We start from the raw sequence: 23626 nt of genomic DNA, 5'->3' as shown, positions 1-23626 counted from the left end.
CAATAGATAGTCATCTACTGTTTGATATTAAGCACCTTTTTTGCTACGACCGTGACGCTTACGCTCGCTTTCAGTGAGGTAGCGTTTACGGATACGAACAGCTTTTGGTGTTACTTCAACCAATTCGTCATCTTGAATAAACTCAAGTGCTTGCTCAAGCGTAAACTTAACAGCTGGTGTCAATGTCAATGCTTCGTCAGTACCACTAGCACGAACGTTGGTTAACTGCTTAGCAGTGGTAGGGTTAACAACCATGTCATCGTTACGCGAGTTAAGACCAACAATCATACCTTCGTAAACTTCAAGCTGTGGCTCAGCAAACAATTTACCGCGCTTCTGTAGGTTAAACAGTGCGAATCCTAAGCAAGTACCATTTGCCATAGAAACCAATACACCGTTAGAACGACCACCAACATCACCGATCTTTTGCGGACCGTAATGTGAGAAGCTTGACGTCATGATGCCACTACCTGAAGTCAGCGTTAAGAACTCTGAACGGAAACCAATCAAACCACGAGCTGGTATCGTTGCTTCAATACGCATACGACCTTTACCATCAAGCTCCATGTTGGTCATCTCGCCTTTACGCAAGCCAACTTGTTCCATGATAGAGCCTTGATGCTCTTCTTCAATATCGAAAACCACATTTTCATAAGGCTCTTGAAGTTTACCATCTACTTCTTTCACGATAACTTCTGGGCCTGATACACCAAGCTCAAACCCTTCACGGCGCATGTTTTCGATCAATACAGATAAATGTAGCTCACCGCGACCTGAAACTTTAAATTTATCAGGAGATTCAGTATCTTCAACACGTAGTGCTACGTTATGAATCAGTTCACGCTCAAGACGCTCACGAATATTACGTGACGTCACAAACTTACCATCACGACCAGCAAACGGCGAATTGTTTACTTGGAAGTTCATAGAAACCGTAGGTTCATCTACTGTTAGTGCTGGTAATGCTTCAACGTTGTTAGGATCACAGATTGTGTCTGAAATATGCAGTGCATCAATACCAGTAATACAAACGATATCACCTGCTTGTGCATCTTCTACTTCAATACGATCAAGACCGTGATAACCCATAATCTTAAGGATACGGCCGTTACGTGTTTTGCCATGCTTATCAATGACAGTGACTGGCGTATTCGTTGAAATCTTACCACGCTGAATACGGCCAATACCGATAACACCAACGAAGCTATTATAGTCTAGACTTGAGATTTGCATGCGAAATGGCGCATCAGCATCCACTTGTGGTGGCTGTACAACATCAACAATGGTCTTGAAAAGCGGCGTCATGTCATCAGCTAAAGCGTCTGCTTCTAAACCGGCAATACCATTCAAAGCTGAAGCATAAACAACTGGGAAATCCAACTGCTCATCACTTGCGCCTAGATTGTCAAACAAATCAAAAATTTGATCCATTACCCAGTCAGGGCGTGAGCCAGGACGGTCAATTTTATTGATAACAACAATCGGCTTTAGACCTTGCTCGAATGCTTTTTGCGTTACGAAACGAGTCTGAGGCATTGGACCATCAACAGCATCTACCACTAGAAGTACGCAATCTACCATCGACATTACACGCTCAACTTCACCACCAAAATCGGCGTGACCTGGGGTATCAACGATGTTGATACGATACTCAGTTTCTGAAGTTTGATCTGTCCATCGAATGGCTGTGTTTTTAGCCAAAATAGTGATACCACGTTCTTGCTCAATATCACCTGAGTCCATTGCGCGTTCAGCAATGTTTGCGCGGTCACCAAAAGTACCAGATTGATGTAATAGCTTATCAACCAAAGTCGTCTTACCGTGGTCAACGTGGGCAATAATTGCAATGTTACGCAGGTGTTTGATATCGTTCGCCATATAAAATGCTCGTTTTGTCTTAAAAAAGTGCAGTAGCAGTAAGCGCCGCTGGATAAACGTTTTTTATAAATCAGATAGAGATCGAAGGTTTATTCACGATAGAATTTACAATAGGTAAAATATTTAGAATAAGATAATTTCAATACAATCATATATCTATACTGATAAATTCATCATACAGATAGCTATGCTAATGTACATTCTGTCAATCTACAGAATGTTTCGGGAGGTAGTATAACATTATTGCTTCATAAATTTATGTAATAACTTACTTTTCTGAATGTATAAATAAAAAAAGCTACCCATTAGGTAGCTTTTTTTGTAACTATATATTTAACAATATAATCAATCGATTATTACTTACTGAACAACCATATCTTTAGTTTGCTCAACAGTCATTGTTTTGTCACCAGTGATGATGGCATAAACACGACGGTTCATAGCGCGACCTTCTTCAGTATCGTTTGGTGCGATTGGGTTGTCATAACCATAGCCAACAGTTGATAGACGGTTTGGAGCAACACCGAATTCGTTAGTTAGCATAGATTTAACAGCAACGGCACGAGCTTCAGATAGACGTTGGTTATAACGTGCTGAAGGACCTGTTTTAGAAGCATGACCTTCAATACGTGCTGTAGAGTTAGGATACTCGCGCATCTTCTCTGCTACTTTAGCGATTTCTGGCTTGTACTGATTTTTGATAGCTGATTTGTCGTTATCAAAGAATACACGTAGTTCCATTTTCAGTTCATCAGTAATATCTACTGGTACTGGGCACCCAACTTCATCAACAACTACGTTCATTGGAGTACCTGGGCACTGATCGATACTATCAGCTACACCATCACCATCAGAATCAAGATCAGATTCAACAACAACTACTGGAGTGTTGTCAACTACTGGCTCTTCCATTGGTGGTACAGCTACTGTAGGCGCTAAGTGACCGCCAAGTACTACTTCTAGGCCAGCCAAAGCCATGCCTTCCCACCAGTTGTTGTCAAAGTTGTGAATCGCACGAGCTTCACCACGTAGGCTTAGTGCATCGTTGATACGATACATAGCACCTAGACCTAGGTTACCAATAGTGTCTTTAGAACTTGTTACTTCAGTACCAGCACTAACTGTTTCACCAGTAAGATCAGAAACATAAGTCTCTTGGTTTTCTACTTTGATTTTAGATTGACCAGCACCTACCAATACGTATGGCTTAAGTGCGCTGTCGGTGTAACCAGTAAATTCTTCAGTACCAATCAAGAAGTTACCAGAAAGCATGGTTTGCTCTACGTCAAAACGGTTAGCACCAGACTTTGCTGAATCTTCAGACGCTTCACCATTTGCGTTTGAAACACCGTACTCTACTTGGAACTGAGTAGAAGGAGTCAATTCGATACCTAGTGCAGCACCAGTGTATAAGCTACTTTCTTTAGCTACGCCACCGTTAGGATTACCAGCTAAATCAGTATTATTCTGCAGGTTTTTGCCTGTAGTAAGAACTTCACGTTGCTTATCAGACGTATCACTAAACTCTTCAGTCATGTGATAACCAAGTAACAATGGGCTAATCGTTACGCCAGCGTTAGCTGCTAGAGGTGCAGCTGTTACGGCAACCAGAGCTAGAGCAATTTTATTCAATTTCATGGACTTCCTCCAAAGGATAATTTTAGTGATGCGTTAAGCAAAACCGATTTTCAAGACGCTCTAAAGTAGACATCTTTCACGCATTTAAAGTTACAAAGCACAACCAATTAAGGAGTAGCTTAGCGATTATCAATTCAGTTTACAACTTTTTTCGTTAACCAGCTACACATTATTACACGATAATGTTGTAACTAAAACACAATAACCAGCTGAAGTTACCTAGAACTAACACACCTTACGCTTTTTATCTTTTGTATGTCAGTTCACAATAGATTGTAAAGGTAACAGCATCTATTGTCTGAGCGTATTTTAATACAGTTGATAATTTTTCTCTATTATTAAAAACCTTCATTCACTAATTGAAACATTTTTTGACAGTAGACATATATTCTGTTTATAATTAAAAAGCCAACATTATTCCATTAAAATACAATATCTACCCAATAAGCCAAACTGGGCTGTGAAATCGAATGATTTATTACAGATAACGCTATTTTATGAAACCACTTTATAAGAGACGTTTACCTTATAGAAAACTGACTGTCATTATCTCACTTCTCTTTAATAAGCTGATCTGCTCTATGATTTACTTTGTTCTGTCTCGAAAAAATCCTGTTTTTACTAAAACAACGAGACATAAGACGGAAGTCATCGTAAGTAAGAACATTGCGAACCATATTGCAAAGCAAGGTTTTACCCTTGTTGAACTCATGATTACCGTGGCTATATTAGCAATTTTAGTGACTGTGGCAGCACCTGCGGTACAAACAAAACTAGCAAGTATGGAAGCCAAGCGTATTCAAAGTCAGGTAAAGCGCTCACTCGCATTAGCCAAAGCGGAAAGTTATATCAGGAAAGAGGATGTGCTTGTGTGTCTATCTACTGAAGAAGGACACTGCCAAAGAGATGGTGGCACAATGCTTTTGGTATTTATAGATAAAAGTAACAGTAAAAATTATGATGCTCAAGTAGATGTGTTAATAAATCAGCAATCGTTAAACCTTAAATACAGTACGCTAAGCTTACGAGTAGGCAATAGGCGCCACTACACCAAATTCTGGGGCGATAGTGGCACTCCTAGAGGTCATTTTGGTCACATTAAGTATTGTCCAACGGTTGCTTATAATAAAGCAATGTATCTTATATCATTCAACCAATCAGGCATTGTCAAACAAAAACTTAATGAAAACCATCCTACTCACTGCGATGATACCTAAAACCGATCAACCCTATCATTAGTTGTCTTCGTGCATGGCGTTTTTCATCAAAACAATGGCTTGTTCAATGCCTACGAATATAGCATCAGCGATAAGCGCATGCCCGATGTTCAGCTCGTAAATACCTTCAATTTGCGCGATTGCTTTAACATTATCACGTGTCAGACCATGACCTGCATTCACCAGAAGTTTATGATCCATACTTTGAGCAAAGGCAACGGCTTGCTTGATCCGCTTTAGCTCAGCATTTTGAGCGCCCGTATCCTCTGTCAAACATACTTCAGCATAAGCGCCAGTATGTAGCTCAACAGCATCTGCCCCGCAGCTGATGGCGGCAGAGATTTGTGTGTCATCTGGATCAATGAACAAGGAAACTTTCGTACCTACGGTCTGTAAGGTACGAATATATTCTGTCAATCCAGCAACCTGCCCTGCAACATCGAGCCCCCCTTCTGTTGTCAGCTCTGCGCGTTTTTCTGGCACCAGACAGACCCAAAATGGTTTAACCTGACAAGCAATCGCTAGCATTTCAGTCGTTGCCGCCATTTCTAAATTCATTCTAGTCGTTAATTGCTCTGCTATCTCATAGACGTCTGAATCTTGAATATGACGGCGATCTTCACGCAGGTGTATGGTAATGCCGTCTGCTCCTGCTTTTTCACACAATAGAGCGGCATCCAAAGGACTTGGGTAACTCACACCTCGCGCTTGACGTAATGTAGCAACATGGTCAATGTTGACGCCCAACAAAGGTTTTTTTTGCGTGCTGTTCGATGACTCTAATGATGTATTGGTCATAAGAAATCCTTTTGATAATGATGCCCAGTTGACTTATAAGTAATTTTTACTGGTATAAATTTTTCAGCAAGCTTTATATTTAGGAGAAATTAAAAACTGCCCCACTACACTGTTCTTATTTTGAGGCATAAGCTAGGTTAGTAATGATAAAATTCTTATTGATAACGCTGCTGCTGTTGCCATAGTAAACGGCTTTGCAGCGGCTGATAGTCTAGCAAATGATCAATCAGATAACGATGTAGTTTTGACCATTGATTAAGCGTGGTTTCAGTAATGCCCAATTGCGCCATCGCTATAATATCACTGCCCATAAAAATGCTTTGGCTTGTCGAGCTCTCTAAATTTTCAGATTGCGCCGGATTTTGTAAAACAGGCATTAAACCCACATCAGGCAAAAACCGATAAGAACTATCGGCGTCAATAGGGTTTTGGACGCTATCATGAGTCAACGCCAAGGTAAAACCCAATTCATTAAATAAGCGCTGTTCGAACTGGCGCAGACACAAACGCAGCTCATTGGCACTCAAGGGCTGTCTGAGTTGCTGTAAGCTATTTTGATAATGCTGCCACAATATTGGCATTGGGTCTTCACTCGGCAACAGTCGCCATAGTATTTCATTTAAATACAATGCCGAATATTGATGTTGACCAGTGATGTTTTCGTAAGGCAATGAGCTTATAACAGTCTCTTCTTCTGTCGTTGTTTTGACCTGAGAAGGATTATTCGATGCAATACCGATTTGACTGAATGTTTTCAGATCACGTTTGCCTGTCGCAAAAAGCTGCAAAGGCATAAATAGTGGCGCGCCTTTTTTTCCCACTCCGTGGATCACACCATGTTGCTGAGAAAACAAATAATATAAGGCACGCTTTTCTTGATAAGGGCGCTGATGTAATAAATAACCGACTAACGCTTCATTACGCATTTTTGATTACCTCAGCATTGAGCCTTGCATATATTAAATTGACTGACGCAAGGCTATTATAATCGTCCTATCAGTAACCAAGACTTGTTAACGCACGCTCGTCATCAGACCAGCCACGCTTCACTTTTACCCAAAGCGTCAGCATGATTTTTTTATCAAAAAGTTGTTCCATGTCTTTACGAGCATCCATACCAACTTGCTTGATACGCTGACCTTTGTCGCCAATAATAATGGCTTTTTGACCACCACGTTCTACATAGATAGTGGCATCGATAAAAGTACAAGCCTTGCGCGGGCGACCAGTCTTTGGATCAACATGGGCCGGTTCATCTTTAAAAGCATCAATCTGTACGGTCAAATCGTAAGGCACTTCATCACCGGCACTGCGCATGATCTTTTCGCGAATAATTTCACTGGCCAAAAATCGTTCTGAGCGGTCAGTAATTTGCTCTGTGTCGTAAATAGGATCAGCGACTGGCAAATGAGACACAATCACTTCTTGCAGACGATCTAAGTTTTGATTTTTCAGCGCTGAGACTGGTACGATATCAGCGAAATCAAAGCTGTCATTAAAGGTCTCAATAAGCGGCAACACACTGCCTTTGTCTTTTAACGTATCTGATTTATTGATCACCAGTACCACGGTCAAGTCTGTATCACCAAGCTTTTGCAACGTCAATAGATCATCGTCACGCCATTGGTCCGAGTCAACCACAAATAGCACCAAATCAACGTCTACTAACGCAGAGACAGCCGCTTTATTCATGCGTTCATTGATAGCACGCACTTCATTACGATGAATACCTGGTGTATCAACAAACACGGCTTGCATCTCATGATTGGATAAGATGCCATGAATACGGTGACGGGTGGTTTGCGGTTTACGTGAAGTAATAGACAATTTCTGACCCAACAAATGATTCATCAGGGTCGATTTACCAACGTTTGGACGTCCAACGATGGCAACATAACCAGCCTTAAAATTGTCAGCGATGCGCGTATGACTGCTTGGTGCAAAGAACTCTTCAATCGCCAAATCATTCTCTGATGCGAAATCTTCGTTCAAGGTATCAGCACTGTCTTGGTCTACTTGCTTTGGCGTCATATGTGTATCTTCGGTCATATCGTTGGCACTATCTTCATTGTTCGGTGGCAAATCAGTATGATTGTGCATAGTTAATCCTATAGGGTTTATAACCAGCAGAAAGCAGTATGGTTAGGTCAGCTCTAAAAAGCGAAACCAGTATCAGCTGGAAAATAGATAAGGTTTTAGAACAAGCAATCTCTAAGATATGCAGAGTAAGTACTTGTTAAAATAATTTTTAAAAAAGGTATCATAATTTTAGATTTATAGTAAATCTCATAAAAATTACGAACGCTTCTTGGCTGAATTTGGTAATTTATGTAACTGATTGATCATAAGCTCTGCCGCTTTTTGTTCAGCGATACGGCGGCTTTCACCAGACTCTGTAATATCAGTACAATTTTGGATATTGACATGACAACGCACGACAAAAATTTGGTTTGGCGCGTTACCTCGAGTTTCCATCAGCTCATAAGTTGGCAAATCAAACTGCTTAGACTGTAGCCATTCTTGCAGCCGACTCTTGGCATCTTTTAACGCCTTTTGATCGTTCACACTATCAATCAAATCACCATACCAAGAAAGAACACAATTACGCGTGATGTCCATATCTTGACTGTCTAAATAAATAGCACCAATCAAAGATTCTACTGCATCAGCCAGTATCGAAGCACGGTTACGACCACCACCCTTACGCTCACCGACACCCAATATCAGATGATTAGAAAGCTCTAAATTTTGGGCAATAATCACCAATGACTCTTGACGTACCAAAGTCGCACGCATACGTGTCAGACGCCCTTCATTCTGACCAGGATAACGGTGATATAAAGCTTCTCCTACGATCATTCCTAAAAGTGCATCGCCCAAAAACTCTAAACGCTCGTAGTTTTTTTTGCTATCAAACGATCGATGCGTCAATGCAAGTTTGGGGAGACTCAAATCGTTAAAGACATAACCCAACTTACGCGTTAATACCGCTAACCGTTGAATAAATTCTGAGCTAACAACAAGCGTATCGACAGACGTGCTATTTTTTTGGGGAATAGGAACCGCTTGGGAATGTTGCGAAGTTGGTTTCATGCGTGGCTTATGGTTATCCCTTCTGTGTTACTGATTGAGTAAATAATGGTATGTAGTGATTGATTCTATAAAGGAAATTTAAGTCTTATTGAGAAAGTTAAAAAATGATTAAGCTATTTGGTAGTTGCCATATCAATATCGCCTTCGAAGCGATTGAGGATATCAACATTACCGAAAAAATTATTGGTCACGGCATACTGCTTACGAATAGCCAGTTGCCCTACTTTCTTATCAGTAAAGATGATGACATCTTCAGCCTTGGTGTCATAATCAGCATTGATAGATAGCTGTTTATCAACACGTTCAATGAACTGCTTGGTGGTCTCGTTGTTATTGTTTGCTTCTCTAAGCTGGGAGCTTAATGTTTTTGTCAATTGATAATCACCAATTTGAGCGGGTATGATTGCAACCATCAGTTTGATCGCAACGCCTAAAAGGATAATAGTCAAAACAATGCTTGTCACACTTGCACCGCGCTGCGTCGCCAATCCAGATAACTGTTGCATTACCCTAGCCCTCTACTGGTCAATAACAATTGATACTAGCGTTTGTTTAAAAAATCTGAATACTAAAAGTAGCTATTCATTAAATAGTCATAATATTAGCATAAAACTATTATTGGTAAATCAAACAATAGAGACTCTTGCACTCATTAATTGATAGAACCATTGCGTTCAAAGGTAGGTAAGTTTAACCCTGGTGGCTTATGCATCCAGATATAAACAGCTTTACCAGCCAGATTCTCGTCAGGTACAAAGCCCCAGAACCTGCCATCAGCGCTTCGATCACGGTTATCACCCATAACAAAATAGTGGCCTTCTGGCACACTGATACGCCATTCAGTGCCTTCTGAATTAATGACTTCTGGTGATTGCTGTTGTAAAAAAGGTGCGTACTGAGCGCTATTCATACCATTCAGATAACGTACCAGATGTGTATTTTCGCCCTGTGTTTCTTGAAAGTACTGCGCCACATCTTCTTCCTGTTGACCCATGGTAGCTGCACTCTCTTCTGTCAGCACTTGTCCTGGACCTGCTTGCCCTGGCAAATACAGCTGTGACGTCAACTCAGCATTTGCCGCAAAATCTATGGGTTTGGTTTCAACGGGTACATCATTAATAGATAAAGTGCCTTGGTTATAGCTGACTGTATCGCCCGGTAAGCCAATAACGCGCTTGATATAATAAATACTAGGATTTTCAGGATAGCGAAATACAGCCACATCACCATGTTCGGGTTCACCCGTATCTAACACTTTATTATAAGTTAGCGGCAGCCGCACGCCGTAAGCATACTTATTGACAGCAATGAAATCACCTGTATATAACGTTGGTACCATAGAAGACGAAGGAATATTAAAAGGCTCAATCAAAAACGAGCGTACTATCAATACCACTGCCAATACAGGAAAGAAATCATAAGCCCAGCGTACCAATAAGCTTTCTTTGCCATGCCCACGCGTCTTACGCTGTTTCAGCGCCAATTTGTCCAACAGCCAAATAATACCTAAGCCTATCGTCAACGGCACTAAAATTAAATTAAAATCAAAATCCATACCAAATTGCCTATTAATGAACAGCTTGCTCTGCTGCTTTAACGATAAGACCCACTATATTTAACATACTACTATGCAAAAAACCCATATGTAAAAAAACCGAATAATAGGAATTTTTGCGATTAGCTACCGGCTGTTAATCCTTAACTGTCTGCTTTCAATACGGCTAAGAACGCTTCTTGTGGGATTTCTACATTACCCACTTGCTTCATACGTTTCTTACCTGCTTTTTGCTTAGACAACAGTTTTTTCTTACGTGAGACATCACCACCATAACACTTGGCCAGTACGTCTTTACGCATCGCTTTTACCGTACTGCGACCAATGATCTGACTACCAATCGCCGCTTGAATCGCCACATCAAACATCTGACGTGGAATCAACTCTTTCATCTTAATGACTAACTGGTTGCCACGAAAACGTGCTTGATCCTGATGAACAATCATTGCCAATGCATCAACCTTATCACCATTGATGAGTACATCGACTTTGACCAATCTATCAACTTGATAACGCTCAAAGTTATAATCCAATGAGGCAAAACCACGCGAAACAGATTTTAGACGGTCAAAGAAATCCATGACTACTTCACCCATCGGAATATCAAAAACCAGCTGAACCTGCTTGCCCATAAAACGCATATCAACTTGTACACCGCGGCGCTCGATACACAACGTCATGACATTACCCAAGTAATCTTGTGGCACTAAAATCTGACAACGCGCAATTGGTTCACGGAATTCTTCGATGTTGTTCGGCTCAGGCAATCTTGACGGGTTATCAATATGAATTACCTCGCCGTTTTTCTTTTCAATCTCATAGATAACTGACGGTGCAGTAGTAATCAAATCCAAATCATACTCGCGCTCTAGGCGCTCTTGGATAATTTCCATGTGCAGCATGCCTAAGAAGCCACAGCGGAAACCAAAACCCAATGCATCAGATGTATCAGGTTCAAAAAATAGTGACGCATCGTTGATCTGTAGTTTTTGTAACGCTTCACGGAATTTTTCAAAGTCATTGGAATCTACTGGGAACATGCCAGCATATACTTGCGGGGTAATCTGTTTGAAACCTGGAATACGCTCAACATCAGGCGTTTTAGAATGCGTAATCGTATCCCCAACTGGTGCCCCAGCAATGTCTTTGATACCCGCGATAATAAAACCAACTTCACCCGCTTCTAAAACCCCTGTATCTAAAGGCTTTGGTGTAAAGACACCGATAGAGCTAACTGGATGCGCCTCTTTGGTCGATTTGATATAAATTTTATCGCCTTTTCTGACGGTTCCTTGACGTACACGCACTAAAGAGACCACACCCAAATAGCTGTCAAACCAAGAATCAATGATCAGTGCTTGCAGCGGTGCTTCGCGGTCACCTGTTGGTGCTGGAATAAATTCAACCAAGGCTTCTAATAACTTATCTACGCCCAAACCAGATTTGGCCGATACTCGTGGGGCATCCACAGCATCAATACCAATGATGTCTTCAATCTCTTGAATGACGCGCTCAGGTTCAACTTGCGGCAAATCAATTTTATTGAGCACTGCCATGACTTCTAAGCCCTGATCAACTGCCGTATAGCAGTTGGCCACAGACTGCGCTTCCACCCCTTGTGCGGCATCAACCACCAGCAAGGCACCTTCGCAAGCCGCTAGTGAGCGTGATACTTCATAAGAAAAGTCGACGTGTCCTGGCGTATCAATGAAGTTGAGCTGATAACGCTCACCATTTGGATGATCATAGAACAAAGTGACCGACTGCGCTTTGATAGTGATGCCGCGCTCACGCTCAATATCCATGGAGTCGAGCACCTGCGCCTGCATCTCGCGATCTTGCAAGGCACCGCACATTTGAATAAAACGATCGGCAAGCGTCGACTTACCATGATCAATGTGGGCAATGATTGAGAAGTTACGAATATTGGCTAATGCAGTCACAAAGCGCCTACTAAATTAAGGGTGATAGAAAAATAAAACCAACGGGTATTCTAGCAGTTTTCCACTGCAAAGTAAGGCGATTTTATTATGAGAGATGCGATTAACAGGTGAAGTGACAAGCGAGAAACAGTAAAGACAGAAAGTACGACACTTATCAAAGCTTGATTCATTACTCATGCAATGATTGCTAGCCACAATTGATGATAAATCAACTAGTGGGGTGTCTTCGTTTCAGAGAGCTCTATAGCGTTATTTTCAGCTTGCTGTAAGTATTTATACATCCATGGCGATCGACCATAAAAGGCACCATTAAGTTGTGTTTGCTCGATCAAATACTCACGAAATCGCAGATAAAACTCATTATCCGGACTCTCAGGTCGTTTCCAGAAATCTTTGAGCGCCTTTTGATCTATGAGCTTGGGCGTATCATAAATTGCGCGGCCCATAACCTTAGTCGGTTTTTTGTGATATACCGATTGTAGGCCTGTCGTACTATTAATAGTCACCATGCCAATACTATGCTTCATGAGCGTTGGCAAGTGCATGTCACACCCGTAAAAAACACGATTGGCTACTTGATAGCGCTCTGATAAGCTAGACACCAACTCACGATAGTCGCGATGCCCACGATCTAGTGGATGATGCTTGAAGACCAGCAGCTGTTGTTGATCAGCATGCTTTGCAAAACTCGCAATAGATTCATCGATAAATTGCACCACATCACGATAATCACTGTGATGAGTAATCTGAGAGTCATTGTGCACTTGTAAACTGATGAGAAAATAATTGTCGCTCTCTTGCGTGGTCAGCATACTTTGCAGTTTTTTATCTGGGAAATACCCTCTCAATTTACGCCAAGGAGCCTTTAGCCAAGCGATTGCCTCTTGCCAGGCGGTCATACCACGATAATGTGAATAATGCGGATAACGGCTTTTGTATATCCAAGCAACGATGTAGTAAACAATCGCAGCAATGCTCAAACGATAAAAACGATTGTGAGTATAAAGAGGATGGTCATTGGCTTTTTTGAGTGCCTTGATGTCAGCGGTATTCAAACGCGAGTAACCATTAATCCCGTATTCTTGCAAGGTAATGTAATCAGGACGCAAGTACCCTTCTTCAAATACAAAAAACGAGATACCTAATTGCTCACTTACACAGCCTGCTTGCGTATGGTGCGGACGACAATCCCCAAAACACACCACGGCATCAATGTCATGCTTTTCAATAAAAGCTTGTAGCCAAGCAGAAAATTGCGCCAACGTATCTGTATATTCATACGTATTGGGATGATGATAAAAGAACGCGTCACCAGCATTAAAGTTAATTTTGCTGACTTTAATATCTTGAGTCTGTAAAAATGTCGAAAAACGGTTAAAAAACCCGCCCATCTTTCCCTGTAACAGCAAGACATGTCGATGAGTAAGTAAGTGAGACATCGAAGCTGCCATAGGAATCAATTACCATTAACTGAAGGATAAAAAAGGGTGTGGCTCTGCATTGCGAGCACGCACAAAAGTGCCAAGTGGTTGATTATACCGAAAAAACCCCTGCTTGTCGCAATGGATTTCTAGGACACAGATAGATAAGATTAACGAGACATTTTACGTAGGCGCTGCTGCCAGCGATGACGTTGCTGCATAAAACGTGTGGTGGCGAGACGTTTGATCTCTGTATGATTAACAGCAGCAGATAAAGTTGATATCATCGATGTCGATGAAGACACTGAACGTATTCTTTTACTGGTTTTTTCAACTTGCAAGGTTTCATTAGAAGTGTCTGCAAGCGGATACAAATAATCAATCACTTGTTCTACTTGCGCAAGACCATAGCCATTGGGCAGACGGTATAATGGATAGCGAATCAAAGCACAATACAGTAACTGCTCAAGCGTCAACATAGTGTCTCGTGTGCGTCTTTGTAGGTACATGTCTTTTGGCGTTAGATGCGCATCAATATCTGTTGTTAGTCCCCACCCTGCATAAAAAGGCAAGCCATAGCAGGTCACGTTTAGACCGCGCAGCAAGGCTTCAAAACCAGTCAATGAGCTGATAGTATGAATCTCATCGACGCATTCCAAACAATCAGGCATGGCAGTATCATACGCAACTGCTTGCACCTGACGCAAACAAGATTCTGTGACCTTACCTACTCGTAGTCCTGCTTCCACATCAGGATGCGGTTTATAAATTAAGTATGCATCAGGATTATCCCTGCAAACCCGCTCAATCAAGCCACTATTGGTCTTTATAGCTGACCCACAATACTGCACTGACAAATCATCTTCTACTTGACCAATAATCAAAATACGGCTTTTTCCAGATAGCTTGGCTTCTTGCATCCAAGAACTGGATAAATTATTGGTACTAGCCCCAACATTGTATTTACTCACTCGCTGAGTCAATAATTTGTTTTGTAGTGTTTGGACGCGTGTTTTTTGCTTAGGGCTTAATGCTTTACATTGGCGCAGTAAGGTTTCTAAATCTGATGGCTGGGTCGCATCATAATAGATGCCTTGTTTATCAATCACCACTGATAAGGGTGCCAACAACGTCGCGCCCAAGCCATTTGAGCGGATAAATCCGTCTTCCATGCAGTAAATAGTAGGCGGACTGGTAAGCTTATTTTGTAGTTTTTCTTGTAATTGCTGACGTTTGGCTAAGCCCCAAACAAGCAGCGGCTGGTCATAGTTGACCCGAAGATGATCTGGATGCAATATATTTTTCAGACGTGGTTTGGGTTTAACAAACAATGTTGTACGCGGTAAGCCAACAAAAGCTTTGACAAAAGGAAGCTTCCAACGACTAAACTCATATATGGTTAAATGACTGTCAAGACACGCTTGCCAGTGACGATTGGTGACCAGCCACTCAATCGCGATCTCGATGTCACAAGCCTGTCTCGTCGCTGGATCAACGTATCGACTATAATCTATATAAGCGCTATAAAATAAGGTTTCTAATGTCGCATCAACTTTATTAGCAGATAGTAAAGGGAGTAAAGCTGAGTATGGTAGTTTTTTCTTACCTAGTAACGTCTTTGCAATACCCTGACGACGCTGCTGGACGGTTTTTAGCAGACGTTTTGGTGCGCCCTTATCATCAGTCAGACCCCAACCGCTATACCAATTGACGCCAAAACAATGCACTGTTTTGCCAAGCATCAATGCTTCAAAGCCCATATGAGAGCTGACCGTATAGACGTGATCTACCTGCGCTAATAATGACATTGGATTGAGTGCTTGACTTAAGACTCGAACGTTTTTGGGCAGCTTTAAATTGGTCAGATAGCCAGTTTTTGCGGCAGGATGGGCTTTTATCCAAATATGTGCATGCGGATGATTGCGACAAGCAGATTTTAACATGCGCCTAAACTGGCCTTTATTTGCACCAGCCCCTTGAACAGAAGCATCGCCTGCCACTTGATCAATGAGTAAGACATGGGATTTGGAAGCACTTTTTACCGTAGTGGGATTTTGTTCATCAATCAACTCATCTAATGATGGACAGTCCATGACTGCATTGTATTTACTCAGTCTCTCATTACATATACGAGACATCAACTGTTGAGAATGGTTATCATCTTGTACACGTTGCTCAGATTTGACATCGCTTTTAATACGAGTAATGATAAGTTGCTCTAGATGTGAGGTTTTCGTCAAATCAAAATAAATACCCACATCATCGACAACCACACTCAATCCATGACGACTGCTGATACCTGAATCTAACGAGCGCAAAAAACCATCTTCAATACTCAAAGTAGCCAGATTGTGCTTAACAGCAGTCTTATTGGCTCGTTGATAGCTTTTTTTATGACCCCAACCGATAAAAGCATTGGGTTGTCTCATTGGAGCATACAGTATTTTTTGCTGTAAACTTGACCACGGATACCATCGCTGGATATCCGCTTGCAGTACTTGAGATAGCAATTGATTATTACGACTCATGCCCTTGCCAATGACTGCTAGGCGCTTAGGTATCAAATGCTTAGGCGATGACAAAAACTGTGCATTATCAGAGGTAGCTACCTCTACTTTACTTTCATCTGCTACCATTTTTGTCATTATTAGTCCCTGTCTTACTTACTAATACTGCGTCAATCTACATTATCGCTAGTAATTGTTATAGATCTAACACCACTTTAGCTGCAATAGCCAATTGATAGACAATCTGTGATAGACCACGAGTGATTTCTACGCGCTTGGTTTTGACTTTTGGCAATACCATAATCTCATCACCCTGCTGGATACGGTAAGCAGTATTGACCACTTCACTAGCACCGTTTTGATGAATAATTAAGATCTCTTTGGTATCAGCATTATCAGAGAAACCACCAGAATTGGCAATGTAGTCCCCAACGGTATAATCTGGGTTAAAGGTAAGCGCGCCCTGTGCTCGCACTTGTCCATTCACCGTAATGATTGATGTTTGCGCTGGTATCTCGATGATATCGCCTTGTTGCAGGATAATATCCTGCCATGAATTTGGCACGACCACAATGCGACCATCAGTTTCTACATTGCGAGCTTTGGCCACAAATTGTTTGACCAAGTTAGCATCATCCTGACGAAGCGCTGCTTCTTCACGGGTTGTAGACTGCGTAGCAAGCGTTAGCTCTTCTAAACGATCAAGCGACTCATTAATCATACGTTTTTGTTGCTCAGCAACAGATTGACGATAAATGGTCAATTGTGTCAGCTTGGCGAGCGGGCTCGGCTGTAATTGTGGAATGATATCTTTGAGGCGAGCACCATATGGCACCACCATTGCGCCATTACCTGTATGAGCACCTTGCACCTGTACAGCGATTGTGCCAGCGTAACGATCTGAGGTCACAACCATTTGATCGCCATTATAAACAGGAACGTTTTGTGCATCGGCAAGAGAATAATATTCTGCGGTTTGCGCACGCCCTGCACTACGAGTAATACTGACATTGGTTGCATTGGCTGCTGGGTTAGCAACTTGTAGCACATCACCGATGGTCAAATCGTTCACGTCAAACTCAAACGTATACTCATTTTGAACTTGTCCACTTACTGCAAACGTTTTCTTCTGCGGCGCTACTGTAATCACATCGCCATCACGGAATGAAAAGGCCTGCAATTTACCTGCAAGTAGGAAATCATATAGGTTGACTTGTTGTAGCATCTGACCATTGCGTTTGATTTGAATATCAATATAACTACCGCGCGTTGGGTCAACACCGCCAGCTCTATCCAAATAAGATAAGACTGAATCTGCTGCAAGCCCACCATAATAGCCTGGCTGTTTGACAAATCCTGTGACAAACACTTTTACAGGTTGCGCTTGCTCAAGAGAAGCATAAACGCCTACGTTTGAACGATAAACACGGCTGACAGCGTTTTTGACCACATTTTGCAAGCTACCATTCTGTACACCAGAGATACGCACGGGTCCAACGTTTGGTAAGAAAATATTACCTTGTGGATCAACGGTCATGGTCGCTGCATATTGATAAGCGCCCCACATGCGCACTTGCACATTATCACCAGGGTTAATCACATAGCTATCGTTGAACGTGGAGCCTGACGTGGTTGAGAATGCACCGCGAAATAGCTGCTCACCAAACATCATATCTTGCGTATTAATATCTTGGTAAGGACGTGTGGTATTGATGACTGACTGACTTGGTAAGCTTGCTGCATTAACTGCTTCTTGTGTGGTCGCTTGACCGGGTACACCGCCTGCAAATGCTTGTGTTGAAACATTAATATTGTTGCGATTTTGGTCCTGACTCATATTATTGTTGCTAGTACCAAAGCCAGAGCCTGATATCTGATCAGCATAACTGGTGGCTGCCATGACTGGCATACTCATCGCTGCCATTGCCAAACTTATCATTGTCACGATAGCACGTGGTTTCATATTCATGCGTCATATTCCTTTGCTGATCTCTCGATCATTACTGATATCTATTTTATCCAAACTAGCTGCGATGATCACGAACAACTGCCATCACTAAGCGCACAAATCCATAAAGCATCAAGAGTAAAGCGAGCGATGTCCAAATTATATAAGCACGACGTGGATAGGTTGCTTCTTCAGCTTCATACGGCGTTGAGATAACAATCAAGTTTTTCATTTTCTTAAATGCTTCTAAGCGCGCTTTTTCAAGTGATGACAACGATAACTTATATAACTCAGTTGCAAAATTAACATCGGCTTTGATGGTCTCGAACTGTATTGCCTGACGGTTCAATTTAGTCGTATTCGGCGATGTCAGTTTGGTTTGTTCTTGAGCAATTTGTTCTTCAACTGCTTTGATTTGACTTCTCAATGACACAACTTGCGGTGCATCTGGATTCAAATAGCTCAATAGCTGTCGCTCTTCCGTACGTAACGAGCTAAGCTGCGCTTGCAAGCTGCCTATTAGTTGATTAACAATCTGAGCATTCGATTCTGGATCATAAATCTCATTTTCGTTCTGATACTTTAATAATTGCTCTTTGGCATCATTAAGTCGCTCTTGCGATTCATCCAACTGAGTTTCTGCAAACACCAGCTGATCACGCGCAACTTCCTGAGAGATACGGTTTACGAACTGTTCAGACTCATTTAAAATCGTTTTGTTAAGCTCAAAAGCATACCTTGAATCAAAGGCTTCTGTTGACACTGAAAGCACGTAACTTTTTTCATCAAGATTGATATGTACGCGCTTTTTGAAATACGCAAGTAACTCCTCTTGCGTGGCATCAGGAGCAATCTCATAGATTGGATCTGAACCATCTACATAATAAGCCTCGCGAAACTTGAACTTACTATCAAGTTGCTTCACCATGTCATTGGACAGAATGTACTCTGTCAAATAAGTCGCATCTTCTTTACTGGTACTGTTTACACCCAGTAAAGCCGACAGCCCCCCACCAGATGGCACACTGGTATCGCTTACCTGCTTTACCACCACATCAGCGGTAGAAATAAAACGTGGGTGTGCCAGCGTCATGACATAAAATATCACAAGTACCCAAGGTAGGATTACCAAGCCGATAAACAGCGAGAAGTTGATTATCTTATTTTTTTGCTTTGTGGATATGCTTTTCATAAACTTCAATCGCTTCTGTTGTATCGTCAAAGACATGTGCTGTTTGATCCATTAATACAATACCAATGTCACAGTTACGCTTAATATCACCAATGTTGTGCGACACGATTAAAAACCCTGCTTGCGTCCGACGCGCAGCTAAAATCTCTTCACTGCGCTTACGAAAAGCAGCATCTCCAACAGCGCCTGCTTCATCGAGCATATAATAATCAAAATCAAAGGCCAAACTTAAACCAAAAGTTAGGCGTGCTCTCATTCCTGACGAATAACTTTTGACGGGCATATCAAAGTAATTACCAATATCTGCAAACTCTTGGACAAATCGAATTTTTTCTTCGATATATGGCCCGCTTGAATATAAACGGCAAACAAAACGGACATTTTGGCGACCTGTTAAACTACCCTGAAAACCACCGGCCACGCCAACCGGCCATGAGATGGTTGAGTTAGTAATAATCTCGCCATGATCGGGCTTATCTAGTCCACAAATAATACGCAGTAAAGTAGATTTACCTGCACCATTTCTTCCCAATAATCCAACACTTTGCTTGTCACCGATTGTTAGATTTAGGTTTTTGAATAGATAGTGTCGACCTTGTTTGGTCATAAAAGACTTAGAAACATTTTTAACTTCAATCATAGGCTTGCCCTAAGTTAAAACTGGTACCACGTTTGATGATTTATTTAGAACGTATTAGATCTCTTTCTACTGCTTTATACATAAGTAATCCTAAAAAGTTTACAGCCACCGTCCATTTCAGAAAATATCCTATATCAATATTATGAATAGGATAAGTGGGTGATAGTGCATTTCGCATTAGCTCAATATTATGAATATAAGGAATATACAATAGATAACTTATGTAAGGTTCAGGAATAATATGAATAGAATAAACTACTCCAGAAGCAAAATATAAAATAGTAAAAATTAAACTAATAATTTTACTGATTTCACCACCATAGTAGCCTACAACCATCATGATCATTGAAAGGCCAAAACCAAATAAAAATAGTGTAATCCAACAAAATATCACGACATGTAGTTGCGCAAAACTGATAGGAATACCAATGAAAGCAAGTACAGTTAGTAAGAATATAAAAGTAAAAAAGTAGATTACTAATTCTAAAAATGAGCGAGCAATAATGACATCAATATGACGTACAGCACGATACATCAAGAGACCTTGATTTGCCTCTACTGCTCCTAACGCCCTCGTTGCAATGGTGCTCATCATTCGAAATGATACTAAGCCTGCTACTAAGAATAACTTATAGTCCATTCCTGGTAGAACTCGAGCCATTATAGTACCGAAAATTATTAAATAAATACCGACTTGGAATAAAATTTCTAGCGGCGCCCATAAATAACCCAATCGATAACCGCCAAAGCGCGTTTGCAGCTCGCGCATGAGCAAAGCGTGGAATGCTGCACCCATGACTTTTAAGCCACTGCGATGCTTGATAGGACGATATGGGGGTAGTTGAACAGACATGACGTTACAGGACTTTACCGAAAACAGTCCCTATGATAAGTAAGCGGGACATAAGTTACAACAATTAATCTGTTTCTAAACAGATAAACCTATGATTTAGCAAGAAAGCAGTAGGGAACTCGTATCAATTTTATTGAGTTTACGCCTATTATTCCTGTCTTCTGTATATTTATTTAAGCCAAAAAAAAACCAATCACAAAGGATTGGTTTTTTTAATACTACTAAATATGGTGGCGATGAAGAGACTTGAACTCTTGACCTCACGATTATGAGTCATGCGCTCTAACCAGCTGAGCTACATCGCCGTTTTAGGCTGCACATTATGCCCAAGCTATTGACTCTCGTCAACCCCTAAAGAGCATTTTTTGCAAAAAATTGAATTTTCATTCAAGTTAACTGCAATGGTTACTACCACAAACAATAAAAAAGGTTTGGTAAACCGATAAGCCGGGTTCTGTCGTGGACAATCATTCCTCTAGGCGTATCATCGCTGATACGCTCAAGCAACCTACCCGCATCGAACGCGGGCCGCGCCATGCCGATGCCTATTTGGTCTTGCTACGCGTGGAGTTTACCATGCCGTGAAATGTTGCCACCCACGCGGTGCGCTCTTACCGCACCCTTTCACCCTTACCGATGATATCTAGGATACCAAAGGCGGTCTACTCTCTGCTGCACTGGTCGTCAAGTTACCCTGCCCAGCCGTTAGCTGGCACGCTGCCCTATGTAGCCCGGACTTTCCTCCCCTGCGCCATCTGTTGCCAGTGTGCAGCGGCGATTGCCTAGTCTACCAAGCGCGCTAGTATAGCAAACTTATGACCATCTGCGAGCGTCTTTTGGATTTATTTTCAGTGGCAGCACAAATGGGTCAAATAAAACCTTCTGGTAAAGATAAACACGCCTTTTCCGGCAGTTCTTTTGGCAATGTTTCGATATTACCACTTATAGTATCCTTTAGACACGGTATCTGTAGCCAATGCGCTTGGGGATGATGCTTGGCTAAATGTTTTTGCAGAAAATCAATCGTGCTATTGGCAATCTCAAAATCCGTTTGCTCAGCATCATCATGGATATGATTATAAATCACACTATTTACAGACAAACCGCGTGCTGTGATGGCCTCTAAACTGAGTAATGTATGATTGATACTGCCCAAACGACCCGACGTAACCAACACGATAGGATAGCCTTGCTCAGCAATATAATCCAAAGTGAGTAGGCGATCTGTAATCGGCACAAGCAAACCACCTGCGCCTTCGAGCAATACCACATCGTAATCAGCTTGCAATGCTTTGGTGGCTTCAGTAATCACCTCAATATTGAGTGGCTGGCTAGCTAATGCTGCGGACAGGTGCGGTGATGCAGGTTTTTCGTAGCGATAAGGACAAGTGGTAAAATCCAAATCACATGGCTGTAACGGCATACTCATTAATCGGCGATGCATGACAATATCATCGGCGATGCTCATCTCACCGCTGCATTCATCGACTGCGACGCCCGTTTGTACCAGTTTTTGGGTGATGACATTTACCCTTTGTTGCATGAGCGCCTTAGCAAGCAGGCCTGTGACGTAGGTTTTGCCAATGTCGGTATCGATACCGGAGACAAATAACACACTCATGGTTGACCTCGGTTTTCTAAATACGTACGGACCACTTTTAATAGTGCCTGACACAAGGTGATAAGCTCTTCATCAGTGATAATATAAGGCGGCATGATGTATACCAGCTTGCCAAAGGGTCTGACCCAAATATCATGCTCAATCAGCAGCGATTGAAAAATGGGCATATCAACGGCTTCATGCAGCTCAATCACAGCGACTGCACCCAAACAACGTACCTCGGCCACACCCGCTAGCTGCTCGGCTGGGGATAATTGCTGCTCCATGATGGCTTGCATATTTGCCGTGCGTGCTTCGATGTCATAGGACAATATCAAGTCAATCGACGCACACGCAACGGTACAAGCGAGCGGATTGCCCATAAAGGTTGGGCCATGCATCAGCGCTGGATAATCACTATGGTGAATGGTATCTGCAACCTTGCGCGTGCATAAAGTCGCTGCAAAGGTCATATAACCGCCCGTCAGTGCCTTACCAAGCGTCATAATATCAGGAGTGATATCAGCATGCTCACAAGCAAACAGCTTACCGCTACGACCAAACCCAGTGGCGATTTCGTCCGCAATCAGCAATACGTCATGTTCATCACATAACTCACGCAGTAGCTGTAAATACTCAGGACTATAAAAACGCATGCCGCCTGCGCCCTGAATAATCGGCTCAATGATAAAACCCGCCAGCTGCGCGCCGTGCTCGACAAAGAACTGAGATAAGGCCGTACGATCCTCCGTCGTTAGAGCACGCTCAAATCCGAGTGGCGGCGCTGGAACAAAGTGCTGCATTGGCAACTGTTTGCCATACAAGCTGTGCATACCATTCACGGGGTCGCAAACGCTCATGGCATGCCACGTATCACCGTAATAGCCCGAATGGGTTGAGGCAAACTGCTGCTTGGTTGGGCGCTTGGCCGCCACTTGATACTGCAACGCCATTTTTAGGGCGACCTCAACCGCGATACTGCCACTATCGGCATAAAATATCGCGTCAAGTCCCGCAGGAACGATATCGAGCAATTTTTTACCCAAGTCGATGGCGGGCTGATGGGTCAAACCGCCAAACATCACATGCGCCATTTTACCTAACTGTTGCACAATCGCCTCATTGAGCGCGGGATGATTGTACCCGTGCACACTCGCCCACCACGATGACATACCGTCTATCAGGCGCGTCCCATCTTGGGTGACAATATAAATCCCATCGGCATGGTCAATCACAATATTGCGGTAAGTCGGTGGCAGGCTGGCGTATGGATGCCAAAGGTGCTTTTGATCAAAATCGCTTGTTGACTGAAATACATCTGTCGTCATGGTTTTGTCCCTAAA

18 protein-coding genes, 1 tRNA gene and 1 other RNA gene are annotated in these 23626 nt (G+C 42.2%); 1 reads left to right on the top strand and 19 read right to left on the bottom strand.

Annotated elements, in window-relative coordinates:
- Positions 1-27 precede the first annotated feature (27 nt).
- On the bottom strand, positions 28-1878 hold the full coding sequence (gene typA / locus A3K91_RS02195; RefSeq protein WP_062843818.1) for a translational GTPase TypA: 1851 nt from the start codon (positions 1876-1878) through the stop codon (positions 28-30).
- Between the two features lie 360 nt (positions 1879-2238).
- Positions 2239-3516, bottom strand: coding sequence for an OmpA family protein (locus A3K91_RS02190; RefSeq protein ID WP_062843817.1), 1278 nt, complete (start codon positions 3514-3516; stop codon positions 2239-2241).
- A gap of 497 nt (positions 3517-4013) precedes the next feature.
- Here A3K91_RS02190 and A3K91_RS02185 point away from each other — a divergent pair, with 497 nt between their 5' ends.
- Positions 4014-4733 carry a pilus assembly FimT family protein gene (locus tag A3K91_RS02185; protein WP_228139891.1) on the top strand — a complete coding sequence of 240 codons (720 nt, stop codon included), beginning with the start codon at positions 4014-4016 and terminating at the stop codon, positions 4731-4733.
- A gap of 18 nt (positions 4734-4751) precedes the next feature.
- On the opposite strand, the gene pdxJ is transcribed toward A3K91_RS02185, so the two are convergent.
- From pdxJ to bioA, 17 genes are all read right to left on the bottom strand, one after another.
- Positions 4752-5531 carry a pyridoxine 5'-phosphate synthase gene (pdxJ, locus tag A3K91_RS02180; RefSeq protein ID WP_062843816.1) on the bottom strand — a complete coding sequence of 260 codons (780 nt, stop codon included), beginning with the start codon at positions 5529-5531 and terminating at the stop codon, positions 4752-4754.
- Between the two features lie 155 nt (positions 5532-5686).
- Positions 5687-6457: a DNA repair protein RecO gene (gene recO / locus A3K91_RS02175; RefSeq protein ID WP_062843815.1), complete on the bottom strand. Its 771-nt coding sequence runs from the start codon at positions 6455-6457 to the stop codon at positions 5687-5689.
- 70 nt (positions 6458-6527) lie between these two features.
- Positions 6528-7562 carry a GTPase Era gene (era, locus tag A3K91_RS02170; protein WP_099046717.1) on the bottom strand — a complete coding sequence of 345 codons (1035 nt, stop codon included), beginning with the start codon at positions 7560-7562 and terminating at the stop codon, positions 6528-6530.
- A 264-nt stretch (positions 7563-7826) separates the two neighbouring features.
- On the bottom strand, positions 7827-8624 hold the full coding sequence (rnc, locus tag A3K91_RS02165) for a ribonuclease III (RefSeq protein WP_062843814.1): 798 nt from the start codon (positions 8622-8624) through the stop codon (positions 7827-7829).
- A gap of 113 nt (positions 8625-8737) precedes the next feature.
- On the bottom strand, positions 8738-9130 hold the full coding sequence (locus A3K91_RS02160; protein ID WP_062843813.1) for a DUF4845 domain-containing protein: 393 nt from the start codon (positions 9128-9130) through the stop codon (positions 8738-8740).
- A 146-nt stretch (positions 9131-9276) separates the two neighbouring features.
- Entirely contained in the window at positions 9277-10179 is a 903-nt protein-coding gene (gene lepB / locus A3K91_RS02155; protein WP_062843812.1) for a signal peptidase I, read from the bottom strand.
- Positions 10180-10322: 143 nt separating this feature from the next.
- A complete protein-coding gene (lepA, locus tag A3K91_RS02150; protein ID WP_062843811.1) occupies positions 10323-12122 on the bottom strand; it encodes a translation elongation factor 4 in 1800 nt (599 codons plus the stop codon).
- Positions 12123-12334: 212 nt separating this feature from the next.
- Positions 12335-13573 (bottom strand): capsule biosynthesis protein, encoded by a 1239-nt coding sequence (locus A3K91_RS02145; RefSeq protein WP_062843810.1) that lies wholly within the window; start codon positions 13571-13573, stop codon positions 12335-12337.
- 140 nt (positions 13574-13713) lie between these two features.
- Positions 13714-16188: a capsular polysaccharide biosynthesis protein gene (locus A3K91_RS02140; RefSeq protein ID WP_062843809.1), complete on the bottom strand. Its 2475-nt coding sequence runs from the start codon at positions 16186-16188 to the stop codon at positions 13714-13716.
- Positions 16189-16246: 58 nt separating this feature from the next.
- The gene (locus A3K91_RS02135) at positions 16247-18019 is read right to left on the bottom strand and encodes a polysaccharide biosynthesis/export family protein (protein WP_062843808.1); all 1773 of its coding nucleotides are present in this window, start codon (positions 18017-18019) and stop codon (positions 16247-16249) included.
- Positions 18020-18074: 55 nt separating this feature from the next.
- A complete protein-coding gene (locus tag A3K91_RS02130) occupies positions 18075-19190 on the bottom strand; it encodes a KpsE/RkpR family capsule polysaccharide export protein (protein ID WP_062843807.1) in 1116 nt (371 codons plus the stop codon).
- Positions 19159-19830 (bottom strand): ABC transporter ATP-binding protein, encoded by a 672-nt coding sequence (locus A3K91_RS02125; RefSeq protein ID WP_062843806.1) that lies wholly within the window; start codon positions 19828-19830, stop codon positions 19159-19161. The genes A3K91_RS02130 and A3K91_RS02125 overlap by 32 nt, the downstream gene beginning before the upstream one ends.
- A 40-nt stretch (positions 19831-19870) precedes the next feature.
- Entirely contained in the window at positions 19871-20683 is an 813-nt protein-coding gene (locus A3K91_RS02120) for an ABC transporter permease (protein WP_062843805.1), read from the bottom strand.
- 228 nt (positions 20684-20911) lie between these two features.
- Positions 20912-20988 (bottom strand) — tRNA-Met (locus A3K91_RS02115).
- Positions 20989-21110: 122 nt separating this feature from the next.
- Positions 21111-21477, bottom strand: an RNA gene (gene rnpB, locus A3K91_RS02110) — RNase P RNA component class A.
- A gap of 74 nt (positions 21478-21551) precedes the next feature.
- Complete coding sequence (gene bioD, locus A3K91_RS02105; protein WP_084387224.1) at positions 21552-22304, bottom strand: dethiobiotin synthase; 753 nt, start codon at positions 22302-22304, stop codon at positions 21552-21554.
- Positions 22301-23611 carry an adenosylmethionine--8-amino-7-oxononanoate transaminase gene (bioA, locus tag A3K91_RS02100; RefSeq protein ID WP_062843804.1) on the bottom strand — a complete coding sequence of 437 codons (1311 nt, stop codon included), beginning with the start codon at positions 23609-23611 and terminating at the stop codon, positions 22301-22303. Before bioA ends, bioD begins: the two co-directional genes overlap by 4 nt.
- Positions 23612-23626: the final 15 nt, after the last annotated feature.

The organism is Psychrobacter alimentarius (assembly GCF_001606025.1).
Taxonomy (GTDB): domain Bacteria; phylum Pseudomonadota; class Gammaproteobacteria; order Pseudomonadales; family Moraxellaceae; genus Psychrobacter; species Psychrobacter alimentarius.
Note: the sequence above shows the minus strand (reverse complement) of the source record. Positions and strands in the feature narration are given on the sequence as shown.

Excerpts from the sequence above, each read along its gene's own strand:
- typA (WP_062843818.1), bottom strand. The coding sequence starts at position 1,878 with ATGGCGAACGATATCAAACACCTGCGTAACATTGCAATTATTGCCCAC.
- A3K91_RS02190 (WP_062843817.1), bottom strand. The coding sequence starts at position 3,516 with ATGAAATTGAATAAAATTGCTCTAGCTCTGGTTGCCGTAACAGCTGCA.
- A3K91_RS02185 (WP_228139891.1), top strand. The coding sequence starts at position 4,014 with ATGAAACCACTTTATAAGAGACGTTTACCTTATAGAAAACTGACTGTC.
- pdxJ (WP_062843816.1), bottom strand. The coding sequence starts at position 5,531 with ATGACCAATACATCATTAGAGTCATCGAACAGCACGCAAAAAAAACCT.
- recO (WP_062843815.1), bottom strand. The coding sequence starts at position 6,457 with ATGCGTAATGAAGCGTTAGTCGGTTATTTATTACATCAGCGCCCTTAT.
- era (WP_099046717.1), bottom strand. The coding sequence starts at position 7,562 with ATGACGCCAAAGCAAGTAGACCAAGACAGTGCTGATACCTTGAACGAA.
- rnc (WP_062843814.1), bottom strand. The coding sequence starts at position 8,624 with ATGAAACCAACTTCGCAACATTCCCAAGCGGTTCCTATTCCCCAAAAA.
- A3K91_RS02160 (WP_062843813.1), bottom strand. The coding sequence starts at position 9,130 with ATGCAACAGTTATCTGGATTGGCGACGCAGCGCGGTGCAAGTGTGACA.
- lepB (WP_062843812.1), bottom strand. The coding sequence starts at position 10,179 with ATGGATTTTGATTTTAATTTAATTTTAGTGCCGTTGACGATAGGCTTA.
- A3K91_RS02145 (WP_062843810.1), bottom strand. The coding sequence starts at position 13,573 with ATGGCAGCTTCGATGTCTCACTTACTTACTCATCGACATGTCTTGCTG.
- A3K91_RS02140 (WP_062843809.1), bottom strand. The coding sequence starts at position 16,188 with ATGACAAAAATGGTAGCAGATGAAAGTAAAGTAGAGGTAGCTACCTCT.
- A3K91_RS02135 (WP_062843808.1), bottom strand. The coding sequence starts at position 18,019 with ATGAATATGAAACCACGTGCTATCGTGACAATGATAAGTTTGGCAATG.
- A3K91_RS02130 (WP_062843807.1), bottom strand. The coding sequence starts at position 19,190 with ATGAAAAGCATATCCACAAAGCAAAAAAATAAGATAATCAACTTCTCG.
- A3K91_RS02125 (WP_062843806.1), bottom strand. The coding sequence starts at position 19,830 with ATGATTGAAGTTAAAAATGTTTCTAAGTCTTTTATGACCAAACAAGGT.
- A3K91_RS02120 (WP_062843805.1), bottom strand. The coding sequence starts at position 20,683 with ATGTCTGTTCAACTACCCCCATATCGTCCTATCAAGCATCGCAGTGGC.
- bioD (WP_084387224.1), bottom strand. The coding sequence starts at position 22,304 with ATGAGTGTGTTATTTGTCTCCGGTATCGATACCGACATTGGCAAAACC.
- bioA (WP_062843804.1), bottom strand. The coding sequence starts at position 23,611 with ATGACGACAGATGTATTTCAGTCAACAAGCGATTTTGATCAAAAGCAC.